This window comes from Plebeiibacterium sediminum (assembly GCF_026013605.1).
Classification (GTDB): Bacteria; Bacteroidota; Bacteroidia; order Bacteroidales; family Marinilabiliaceae; genus Saccharicrinis; species Saccharicrinis sediminus.
In genome coordinates, this window is sequence record NZ_JAPDPJ010000101.1 from 1 (window position 1) to 11,861 (window position 11,861).

General features: G+C 36.8%; 12 protein-coding genes. 3 read left to right on the forward strand and 9 right to left on the reverse strand.

Translation table 11 applies throughout. The features are described from left to right. Window positions 1–210, forward strand: a 210-nt coding sequence (locus tag OM075_RS22920; RefSeq protein WP_301192893.1) for a hypothetical protein, incomplete at its 5' end; no start/stop codon positions are given. Window positions 211–212: 2 nt separating this feature from the next. Beyond that, on the forward strand, window positions 213–563 hold the full coding sequence (locus OM075_RS22925) for a DUF2200 domain-containing protein (RefSeq protein WP_301192894.1): 351 nt from the start codon (window positions 213–215) through the stop codon (window positions 561–563). Window positions 564–598: 35 nt separating this feature from the next. On the opposite strand, the gene OM075_RS22930 is transcribed toward OM075_RS22925, so the two are convergent. The 9 genes from OM075_RS22930 to OM075_RS22970 form a co-directional block, all read right to left on the reverse strand. Next, complete coding sequence (locus tag OM075_RS22930; protein WP_301192895.1) at window positions 599–871, reverse strand: HU family DNA-binding protein; 273 nt, start codon at window positions 869–871, stop codon at window positions 599–601. Between the two features lie 333 nt (window positions 872–1,204). After that, window positions 1,205–3,907 (reverse strand): CHC2 zinc finger domain-containing protein, encoded by a 2,703-nt coding sequence (locus OM075_RS22935; protein WP_301192896.1) that lies wholly within the window; start codon window positions 3,905–3,907, stop codon window positions 1,205–1,207. Between the two features lie 37 nt (window positions 3,908–3,944). After that, the gene (locus OM075_RS22940) at window positions 3,945–5,057 is read right to left on the reverse strand and encodes a hypothetical protein (protein WP_301192897.1); all 1,113 of its coding nucleotides are present in this window, start codon (window positions 5,055–5,057) and stop codon (window positions 3,945–3,947) included. A 339-nt stretch (window positions 5,058–5,396) separates the two neighbouring features. Then, window positions 5,397–5,609 carry a hypothetical protein gene (locus tag OM075_RS22945; protein WP_301192898.1) on the reverse strand — a complete coding sequence of 71 codons (213 nt, stop codon included), beginning with the start codon at window positions 5,607–5,609 and terminating at the stop codon, window positions 5,397–5,399. A 66-nt stretch (window positions 5,610–5,675) separates the two neighbouring features. Further along, a complete protein-coding gene (locus tag OM075_RS22950; RefSeq protein ID WP_301192899.1) occupies window positions 5,676–5,918 on the reverse strand; it encodes a hypothetical protein in 243 nt (80 codons plus the stop codon). A gap of 69 nt (window positions 5,919–5,987) precedes the next feature. Continuing rightward, window positions 5,988–6,329, reverse strand: a complete 342-nt coding sequence (locus tag OM075_RS22955) for a helix-turn-helix transcriptional regulator (RefSeq protein WP_301192900.1) — start codon at window positions 6,327–6,329, stop codon at window positions 5,988–5,990. Window positions 6,330–6,483: 154 nt separating this feature from the next. Beyond that, entirely contained in the window at window positions 6,484–7,752 is a 1,269-nt protein-coding gene (locus OM075_RS22960) for a hypothetical protein (RefSeq protein WP_301192901.1), read from the reverse strand. Between the two features lie 11 nt (window positions 7,753–7,763). Beyond that, window positions 7,764–9,041 carry a site-specific integrase gene (locus tag OM075_RS22965; protein ID WP_301192902.1) on the reverse strand — a complete coding sequence of 426 codons (1,278 nt, stop codon included), beginning with the start codon at window positions 9,039–9,041 and terminating at the stop codon, window positions 7,764–7,766. Window positions 9,042–9,069: 28 nt separating this feature from the next. Beyond that, window positions 9,070–10,344: a site-specific integrase gene (locus tag OM075_RS22970; protein ID WP_301192903.1), complete on the reverse strand. Its 1,275-nt coding sequence runs from the start codon at window positions 10,342–10,344 to the stop codon at window positions 9,070–9,072. A 198-nt stretch (window positions 10,345–10,542) separates the two neighbouring features. Here OM075_RS22970 and OM075_RS22975 point away from each other — a divergent pair, with 198 nt between their 5' ends. Beyond that, window positions 10,543–11,808: a hypothetical protein gene (locus tag OM075_RS22975; protein ID WP_301192904.1), complete on the forward strand. Its 1,266-nt coding sequence runs from the start codon at window positions 10,543–10,545 to the stop codon at window positions 11,806–11,808. Window positions 11,809–11,861: the final 53 nt, after the last annotated feature.

The following is an 11,861-nucleotide window of genomic DNA, read 5'->3' on the forward strand; positions in this document are numbered from 1 at the left end:
TTTGTTGAATTGAGCAACAGCTCGAATCTTCCAAAAGAGAACCGTACAATAATGGTTTATAAAAAGGGACGAAAAGATGGAGTTAATCGTGATTCCATTTTCATGCCTTTTAAGGAACAAGTATATAAAGGATTTAAATTGAAAGCACCCATGCTTTGTTCTATTTCAGAAGAATTGAGTGCTTGTGTAATGTGTAAAGAAATCGAATAGGAATGGATAATTCAAAAATATATAAAATGCCTTTTGCCAAAGTCTATCCACTTTATATTCAAAAAGCTGAAAGAAAAGGCAGAACCCAGAAAGAAGTGGATGAAATAATATTTTGGCTCACAGGCTATGATAAATACAGTCTATTTCAAATTTTATCGAATAATTCCGATTTTGATACTTTCTTTAAGTATGCACCAAAAATAAATCCAAATGCCGCTAAAATTAAGGGCATTGTATGTGGTATACGGGTCGAGAATATTGAAGATAAGTTAATGCAGCATATCAGGTTTCTCGATAAATTGATTGACGAACTGGCAAAAGGAAAATCAATGGAGAAAATTTTAAGGGAATGACAAAAAGGAGGCACAACCTCCTTTTATATTTTGAGCTAGTTAATAGCTTCATCCAAAGCCTTACCCGGCTTAAACTTTGCTACTTTCTTTGCTGCAATCTGAATTTCTTTACCAGTTTGAGGATTTCTACCAGTACGAGCTGAACGTTCGCTGATAGAAAATGTACCAAATCCTATTAATTGAATGCTTTCGCCTTTAGCTAAAGCACCTTTGATTGCCTCTGTTGTTGCATTTAATGCTTTCTCTGAATCTGCTTTTGTTAAGCCACTTGCCTCTGCAATGGCACTTACTAATTCTGATTTATTCATTCTTATAATTTTTTAGATTGAGTGAAATATTCAATGCAAGATAGCTATTTCTTCCTTACATCTGCTTAAACAGTGGTATTGAAAGGTTTTTATGGATATCAACACTCAATTACTTCATAATTTCAGGACAATAAACGTTCAAATTTAGCAGTAAAGTAAATCAAGTAAATGTGAAGTAAATATTTAAAACACTATTAATAAACAAGTTGCTGTATTTGATTTACATTATTTACTTCATTTACTATAAAAACACCCATTTCCTTTTAGTTGAATTTTTGAGCATAAAAAAAGGATACCCTAAAGTACCCTATAAAGAAAAAATGAGAAACTATATCAGATTGACAGCTCCACACCATCAATTACAATTCCATTTGTTGTTTCGGCATCTTCATATTTAAACATGTAGCAGGAACCTAATAGACTATGGGTATAACTTTTTACATTACGACTTTTTTGTGAGCTATTGGGAATAAATGATTTATTACCCTTTGCCGTTAACAATTCCCTTAAAGAGTTCATCTCAAGAAAGTGTAGCTTATTTTTATTCACATAGTCGCAATAGCATGGATAAAGTAGTTTGTATTTAATGTAGAGTATTTTCTTTATAGGGTCTTTCACATAATGGATATCTTTACGAATATCGCCATAAGGGTCAGCAACCTTATAGGCAATGGCACTCCAAAAGATGGATACATCTTTTAAGTCGCTTGCCATTTCATCTTGCATCTTTGCGTTTTCGATAACTGCATCTTGGTACGTATCCAAATCATATGGGAAAGTCAATTTGCCTTGGAGGAGTTTAACCGGAGTCAATAATAGGGCTATATGTCTTATTTGTCGGTCTGCCAGTTCTGTTTCAGCATTTATAACCGATTTAACCTGTTGAAAAACCTCGTTATATACCGTTTTAAACTGCTTTTCAAAATAACTGCGGTATTTAAAGAGTTCTCGTGTGATATTGCAAAATCCATGCTCTTTCTCTTGTAGTAAGGTTTTATAGGCTTCTGTGGTTTCATCAGAGAACTTATTATCCTCAAAATGTAATACAATCATACGGGCAAAAAGGGCAGCTTCAGAAGTGGGTAGCTCATTACCATCTACCATACAGGCAGAGTTAATTTCAAGTGTAGTGGTTTTATTATCGTTGCTTTTTTGCGCCATGGTGTACAACTCTCCATCATAACCTGTCTTAAATACATCGACCGTTTTTTTATCAATGACATTGGTGTATTCTTTGAGATAGTATAAAGCATTACTGCGTTGAGTTAATGAACGAGAGAATCCTTTGTCTGTAGAGTTTAATAATGATATACCATGATTCGGTTCACCAAACAGGTGCATAAAGAAATTGACAAAGTTGGACTTCCCGGCTCCCTGGTCACCAAACAGGAATAAGAATGGGAAGAAACCTGTTATATCAAGAATAATATCACGATACAACGCCAGTATGACAAACGAAATACCCACCGCACCGTTTATGCCATAAGCTTTAAAGATAAGCTCTGCCCATGAATCAAAGTTTAAATTCCCGGCTTTGTAAGCAAACCTACGCTCAGCAGAATAGCTTTTATCATTCAAGTTGGTATAGGCAAAAGGTGGCAAATAAAGCGATGTGACATCCGTATTGACAATACCTAACTTATCAGGATATGTAATGACATTATCTTTGTCTATCACAGCATCAGCAAAACAATAAGCATGGTGTTCACTTTGATACCCCAACTGATTAATGGCAATGGCGTTTTTCTCACGGTCATACAGAAAGGTTAAGATATTATCCAGTTGCTGAGTGTTACCAAAGAAGGTTAAACCACGGCTTGATATGCTACGAATGACCTTTTTGAACCTGTCCAGGTTCAATTCTGAACTCATTATTTCATTAACAGTAACTTCTCCTGTATTACGCTGAAATTTGACCAGACGTCTGCTTTCCTTTGTGCCATCCATTAAGTGATAAACCGATTCCATTAGAAAATTAGAAAGCTTTTTAACAATTGGCTTCCCTTTAATGGTTTCCTTCATGTAATAACAACCATTTTCCACAAAGAAATAGTACTCCTCATTATCCGCTTGCTTGTCTTCGCTGCTTAAAGGAATTGGCTTGGTAACGATATCCTCCCATAGTAATTGGTAATTGTTTGTATTTTGAAGATAGCTGATTAATGACTTTTCCTGTAACAAATCATTGGCATCCTTTTTCTCCGGCAAAACTAATCTTCGTAATGATTGAATATCAAACCGACTAGAAAGAATAAAGTCTTTGTAATAGTCTGCACATTTGTTTCCAGCGTCATCGTTATCCATTGCCAAAACCACTTTCTTTCCCTGAATATATGACAGCAATACTTTGGGGTCTTTTATTTTGTTCTCCGTTGAAAACAGGGCAATAGATGAACAGCCTACCATGGATAAGGCATTGATAACACCCTCTTGCAAGAAAACCACATCAAAGTCAGGAAGGAACATTTTATCGTAAATGCTCTCGTTCAATGTTCCGTTATTTTTGGCTTTTGGCTTACCTTCTTCAGGATTAATTATCCTGCGATTGATAAGCTGATTATTCGTATCTGTAAAAACGGTGGCATTGGATAAAGAATCATACCAATAACTTCCTTGTGGTAAGGAATCGGCATCAATTCCCCTTGATTTAAGATATTCGCTTGCCTTTGTTAATGGGTTATTTCGGATGGCAAAGAGCATTTTATCAAACGCAGATGTTTTAGTTTGAGATGACGGTTTAAATACGTCTCGTATGCTCAGATAATCTTCCTGTAAATATTTAATGGCTTTATGTTCATTCCATCCATTATTGAGTAGCATGACAAAATCAATTGCAGAACCACCAGAACCACACGAAAAGCATTTGAAATAGTTTTTGCGGGTGTTCACACTAAAAGCCGGAGAATGGTTTGTCCCTTGACCACTTCCACAAAAGGGGCATTTTTCAAGTTGATTGACTTTGTTGAAATGTATGCCAGTTTCCTTTTCAATAAGGGCTTTGATGTCAATTTGTTTTACTTTTTCGATTGTCTGCATTTGTTTTCCATTGTGCCGTAAACAGGCTATTCAAACCCTATTGTTCTTCCTCAGAGGTATTCTGCATCTCATTTTCCATATTCATTTTTTGCTTTTCTTCTTCCAGATGATGAACTATACTTTCAGTCAGTTCCTGGCTGTCCATGCAGTTGCCAATAATGGTAATCATGTAATAGGCAAAATTGATATCGCCCTGTTTTAATGCGTTGGCGGTATCATCAATGGCTTTGAAAAGCTGCTTTTGTTGTTCTGTTTGCGGAGGATGAAGTTCTTCAACTTGCACATTGGCTTCCGGAGTATGACTTTGACTATTTGATGCTTCTTCCTCAATAAAGCCCAAAGCACTTTGTAATTCATGCTTGGTTAAACCTAATAATTCAGCTGCTTTAGGACTTCCTGCAAGCAATTTGCTTCCGATGCCCGACAATACACCTGTGGCCACGCGCTTAATAATCTCGGTATTAGAATACCCTGCCAATCGAGTTTCAAGGTCTGATATTTCTGAAACATACTCACTATTGGCTTTTTCAAGTTTTGTATTCTGCTCTTTTAAAGTATCCCTTTCAATGGCCAGGTCTTTGACTTGCTTTTGAAGTGTCTCAATAAGAGTTTCCTGTTTATAATCATTCAGCTTCTTTTCAAACTGCATCAGGGTATTTTCGTGACGAGCATTACTAACTGCTCCCAGTAATCCTGCCAATCCATTAAAAGTATTGCTCGTATTCTCTTTGTCTGTTTCTATGCCTGTTAAAGCTCCGAACAATTGACTTATTCCATCAAGGTTGCCCATAAAGCTGTTATTACCTGTCATCTTATGTTTTTGCAAGGCACTTTCAATAGCCTGTTCTATCTGAGATTGGTTAGAAGCACTGTTCGCCTTGTTTTCACCTAATGTAATTGGGTATTCTTCCACCTTTCCAGCTTTAGGACTCATACCCCTGTAAATACAGACTTTGATATTTTTGCCTTCCTGTTGGGCAATATCCTTTGCCGATTCAATATTTTCAGTAAAAGCTTCAATATTGTTGGTACGAGGTACAATCAGTATGTGTCCAGAGTTACTTTCAACCCTGATTTCATACGCATAATTCTTATTTTCTTGCAGGTTTTTGTATATCGCATCCTGCATATTGCTTTGTTTTTCCTTCATTGTTGTGATTTTTTAGTGATGAACTAATTGTTTTGGGTATAAACAGCTACTGGACTTCTATTTTCAGAAACTCAGACCGACAAAAAGCAACGCATTAGCTATTATTACCAACTTAGAGCAATTCTGACTTACTTTTTAGCTATTCGGGCTTATGTTGCAGCTATTATCAGTGAACTCAACACTTACTTTCAACCAATTATTTTATAAGTTCTTATAATGAAATTGATTTGGACGTATAGCCTTGATGCTTGCGGTAAATATTGAGCAACACAAAAGCATTTGTCCGGTATTGTGCAGCTATGATTTCCGTATAATAGTTATCCATTGCGAACTATTACCTTACTCATCATTAGGCTCCACCCAGTAGCCATTGTTTAAGGTTGACTCCAATTCCTTAATAGCCAGCTTTTCTTTTACAGGGTTGTATTTTACACTAAATGCAACTTCCTTAAAAGTGGTACCACAAACGACAGCTCTGAGTCTACTTTCAGAAGCTGATTCTGCAAAACGAGCTATTTCATTTATTGGGACGAAAAATATTTTCTCTTTCATTTTTGTAAATCGTTTAAACCAAAAACGGGTAACTATGGGCATTAACACCCATAGTTAAAGGTTACCTTATTCATCATCATCGTCTTCTTCTTCATCGTCTTCGTCTTCGTCCTCTTCATCAAGGTCTTCCAGTTGTTCCATTATCTCCAGGATTGCTTCGCTGTCTTCCTGTGGGTCATATTCCACTCTAACAAGGAGTTCATTGTCATCATTTCTTCCGGTTATGAATCCTTCCAATCCATACTCTTCCAATAGTTCAGCAAAATCAACACTGGAATCTGACGGAACATTAAATGTTCTTGATTTCATTCTTTTAAAATTTTAGATTAATAAATATGTGAGGGTTTTTCAAAAAGCCTTTGTAATTCCGTGAAGTGGTTATTTCCTTCTGTGTTTAAGGAATAGGTTCTCTTCCATTTGGTTGATATACTCATCGGTACTTTGAGGTTTTCGGCCTTTCATCCAGTCCTCGATTTCGGTGCGGATAAATACAAGTTTGCGACCGCCATGCATGGGTTTGCGAAAAGGAATTTTGCGGTCGTGAACCAACCTGTATAAGGTATTCTTCTTATACCCGGTCAAGTCAACCAGGTCTTCAATGGAAAGCGTGTCGCTTTTTGCTTTGGCAATGGGTTTAGGGCTTGTTGCAGATATCACTCTGCGTACAGTGTTTTCAATTATTTCAGAAAGCTCTGCTTGTTCTATAACGATTAGTTTCATACATCTGAATTTTATGGTAATACCAATAGATTACCTGTTTGCATTAAATTTTATTCGATTAATCAATGCAAAGATTAGATGATGAAAGCCCGGTTAGTTTTGAGTTAGGCTAACTCTTTATAACTATCTAAATATGAATGAGAAAAATTTAACCCTAATTAGGCGAATCAGGAAAACCCTTCAAATGAAACAGTACATCAGCATCATTTTTAGCTATGTCAGCTACAATTTCTTTTAAGTTTGGGTAGCTTCTGGCAATTTTTATTTTATTGCCCATATCTTCCAAATCACGGTAATGATTATAGAATTGCAGTGTGCTAATCCCCGGAAAACGGTTTTTGGCAAAAGCTTCAATTTTAGCCTTGGGAAACCTGTCGTACTCATTTTTCACAAATGGAATTTCTCTTCCTGCCTGTTCCTGGATACGAATATACAAAGCATAGTATTTGGCATCATACTTTGGTATTTCAGGTTCCTTAGTAGGCTCGCTTGATGTTTTAGAAAGGTTCAGATTCATCTGCTGTATATCATTTAGATTCTTTATCAGCTTTTTTTGAGAACCTAACCATTGTTTTATGATTGATGTGTATTCGTGTTTATAAGGATGTAAAAGTTCTTGCTCTTCGTTTTTATTCTCCTGGATGGCACATTCGGTCAGAAACTCCATAATAGAATCTGAATCCCCTTTTCTCCATAGTTCTTCGGTGCTAAATTCACATAAGGCAGTTTCTAAATGCGTGTGCAATAACTCTTTTATCTTTTCTCGCGAAAGTTCTTTAGGAATCTTGGTAAAATGCGCTGATATATACCTGTTTAGTTTGCCTTGGGGATAGAGTTCCAATACTGAAGCAATATCATGAATATGAATTTTTTCAATTCCCAAGGGTTTAAAAGGAAAGATGTCAGAAAAGCTGAGAACTTCATCAAAGTAATTATGGCAGGATATAATATCGTTCTTTCTAAGAATAAATTGAAGCAGTTGTTTGCTTTTGGGGCTAACAACACCATCATGCTCAAAAAAGCCTATCAGGGTCTTCCAGTAGATTACGGTTCCTGCGATGGATGCAATACTTCGTTCCATGTAAACCATATATTCGGTTATCCTGTGTAACCAATCCTTTTTATCAATATTTAGATAGGCGAAAATGACTGTATTACCAATGTTTTGCATGGTTTTCAGAATCTCTTCTGAAACGGCTGTATCTGTAAGGTTACATGTTGTGTAACCAAAATCACACTGACCGATAGTCTTATTCACATCAAAAAATATCTTCTGCCAATCGCTTTCCCGTTCTTCATCTTCAATTGTAGCTTTCAGAAATCCGTTGTCATGTAGAATATCGAAATGCGCTTCTTCCGGTATATCGATAAATGTTTTTGGTTTAAATCCGTCTGATTTAATATATACTGCTCTTTCTGCCATCTTAACTTTGATTATAATACTTCCGCTGCTTTGTCTATAACATCTGTTTTTAAACTATCAAGGTACACTTTGGTAGTTTCCAGTTTTTTGTGTCCCATAACCTGTGAAATGACATTTTCAGGCACATTGTTTTCCTGAAGTTGCATTGCCATTGTATGCCTTGATACATAACCTGTCAAACGAAAATCTATTTCTAATTCTGTTGCCAGCTTTTTTAAATATTCGTTATACCATCGTTGGAGCATTCCAATATGATTATAATGCTCAAGAGGAGTCGGTTTTTCTTTAGTGACAACCGGGAGTAGATAGTCTCCGATAGGCTCACGATATTGATTCATAGCTTGCATTGTTCCGTCAATCTCAGGAGTAATGCGAATACTGATTGGTTTTGAATTTCTGGTATTACGGGTTTTTTGACGACGATAAACGATGTAAGTACCTTTTTCCAGATAAACCACGTTTGATTGTTTCAAATTAGCCAAATCAATGTATGACATACCATAGGTGTAATAAGAAAACAAGAACAGTTGCCTTGCAAATTCCTGTTGCGGAACCTGAGAGGGTGTATCTTTTAGCTTTTGTAAGTATTCTGTTGGAAGGTATCGTTTGATGGTTTCCTCTTTTAATTCTGAAACATTAAAAAGGTTATTTTCAAATGGGAAATTTGTTTTTGTCGCTGCACCATCACGAATAGCTCTTACAAAGATGGCTTTCACGGATTTCAGGTAACCAAAACGTGTATTACCTCCGCATCCTCTTTTAATAAGCCAGTTGTTAAAATCATTCACATAAGCCAAATCAACTTCAACAAAAAGCCTGTCATGCAGTTTTTTATCAAATTGTTGCCAAACACGAAGTGTCTTTTCATAACTCTTCGCAGTGCCGATGTGCCTTGTATCAAGCATTGTCTTAATAAAGCTTTCAAGAAAGGGTTTTACTTTTCCCTGTACAATGCGATTAAGAAAGCTATCCTTAAACTGTTTGAGAGTCCAGTCGATGTGTTCTTTTTCATATTCATAAATAATATCCAGTGCCCGTTGGTTATAGCGTTCCAAAAGAGCATTTTCTTTTATGCGCTTCTCATTAGCTTCACGCTTTTCTGTTATTCTTAATCCTTTAAATACCACAAGACGTTCCTGGTGTTCATCCCAAAATTCTTCAGTACTTGAAATATTTAATGAAATAAACTGACGTTTACCATATTTGGTAACAACCATCATAATGGCATATTCTCCGTTTTGAAGTTGTCTATCGGTGCGTAATTTGAATCTATGGTATCTTTTGCTCATTTTCTTTAGATAATTAATGGTGAATACTTTACAAAACCTTAACCGCTTCATCTATGACACTTGTATCCAAACTGTCAAGATAAATCTTGGTCGTTTCCAGTTTTTTATGTCCCAACATTTGTGAGATTACATGTTCGGGAATATGATTCTCCTGCAATTGCATGGCAGCCGTATGTCTTGCTACATAACTGGTAAGTTTCATTTTGATATCAAACTCATCGGCAAGGCGGTTTAGAAATTTATTATGGGCAGCTAGCAGAACATTAACATGTCTGGACAGCGTTGAAAAGTTATCTTTGTGTTTGGTCACAACTGGCAATAAATAATCCTCGATTGGTTTTTTATAATCAGTTATAGCCTTCAGTGTTTCTCTAATATTATCCGTTATCTTAATACTGATAGGGTAGCTTTTCCTATCTTGTGTTTTCAAGCGTTTGTAAACAATATATTCACCTGAATTATACGTTATAACATTACTTTTTTTAAGTACTGCCATATCCTTAAACGACATTCCATAACAATAATAAGAGAACAAGAATAATAGTCGGGCATATTCATTCTGAGGGTTGTTTGATTTTTTATTCTTCAGCTTCTCAAGAAATTCAGTAGGCAAATACCTTTTTTCTGTTTCCCGATGAAGAGCATATACTTGAAAACCATCCCTGCCAAAAGGATAGTTTTCTTTATAGGCTTGTCCGTTCTTTATAGCCCTATTATAAATTGCTCGTAGTCTTTTAATATGTCCCTCTCTGGTATTGGAAGTTACACCATCTTGTTCCATCCATTGATTAAAACGCTCAACGTAATTAACATCAACATCATTAAAACTTAGATTGCATAAATCAGGAGAGAATTTCAAAAGTTTTCGATGCAGGCAATAGAAGGTATTGGCAGTTCCGTATCGGTGTGTTTCTTTCAAAGTTTGAATATGTTCTATCAGAAAAGGTTCGACTTTACCTTTTGCAGGTTGTCTTTTTATTTTTTCCTTGTATTGAGATGGTGTCCAATGGGTATTATTTTCTCTCTCATACTCATATTCTATTACCATTGCTCGATTTGCATAATCATCGATTTTGGCATTGACCTCCTTGCGTTTTTGGTTTTCTGCTTTTTCAGTTTTGTCGCTACAGTTACCCAAAATAATCAGGCGTTCGTTATCACTATCCCAATACTCCGGACGAACCGATATTTTTAATGAGATAAACTGACGTTTCCGGTTTTTGGTAATAACCATTATTACCGGACAAGTTCCATTCTCATCTAATCGGTCTGTTCTTAGCTTGAATCTGTGATATTTTTTCATAGAAGTCTACTTTTTCAATACCTGATTTTGTTTCGTTTTATTACCTTTTGGTTACACATTTGTTCCATATATTACCCAAAATAGATACAAATTGTTACAAATAATGAGATTTATAAAACGCTGTAACCCTCTACAAATATAGTATTAATCAATTAAATACAAAATAAGTATATATATACAGTGGGCACTGACTGGGACATGAATGTGCAGAACAAACCTGTAACTATCTCCCCACAACAAGCAGCCGACATTGAAGCCAATAATGCTAAACGCAGTTATCCGCAAGCCGATGAAGACAAGCTTTCAGGCATAGAGGAAAATGCAACTGTTGGAGCAGATTGGGAAACGAATATTGCCAATAAGCCAACTACAATTTCCGAGGAACAGGCGACCGCTATTGAAGCAAACACAGCCAAACGTTCTTATCCCGAAGCTGATGAAACCAAACTTGGAGGAATCGAAGAAGGTGCAACTGTTGGAGCAGATTGGGAAAGCAATATTCAGAATAAACCTGTTACCATATCGGCAGAACAGGCAGCAGCTATTGAGGCAAATACCGAAAAGCGAAGCTACCCTCAAGCCGATGAAGATAAGCTTGCAGGCATAGAAGAAAATGCAACTGCCGGAGCGGATTGGGAGACAAATATTGCCAATAAGCCTACTACTATTTCAGAGGAACAAGCGACCGCTATCGAAGCGAACAAGGCAAAACGTTCATACCCCGAAGAGGATGAAACCAAACTTGGAGGAATCGAAGAAGGTGCTACTGTTGGAGCTGATTGGGAAACTAATATTCAGAATAAACCTGTTACCATTTCAGCAGAACAGGCAGCAGCTATTGAAACCAATGCCCAAAAACGAAGCTACCCACAAGCCGACCAGGACAAACTTTCAGGTATTGAAGAAAACGCCACAGCCGGGGCTGACTGGGAGACGAATATCGCCAATAAGCCAACTACGATAACGGAGGAACAATCAACCGCTATTGAAGCGAACACAGCCAAACGTTCATACCCCGAAGCGGACGAAACCAAGCTTGGAGGAATTGAAGAAGGTGCTACTGTTGGAGCTGATTGGTCCACCAATATTCAGAATAAACCGACAACCATATCAGTAGAACAAGCAGCAGCCATTGAAGCCAATAATGCTAAACGCTCATACCCCGAAGCCGATGAAACTAAACTTGGTGGTATTGAAGAAAATGCCACCGTTGGGGCAGATTGGGATGTCAACTTGCAGAACATTCCTGACTTCCTGAAAAAGTTCTTACAGGTGTATGCCGATTCCGGCATTTTCTCAGGTGAAGATTGGGAAGCAAAGCTGGCTGAGATACTGAACTTCCAAATCAACTTCATGAAAAACTTCGTGGATGCCGATGTGGATAGCCTTTCGGTAGATGTTGCAGGAAACAACCTGAAGCTCACTTTCAAAGACGAAACAGACAAAACCATTACACTCCAATAATTATGAAAGCATTAGTAATAGCAAGCCTTTTCACGGCATTTATAGCCTTGGTA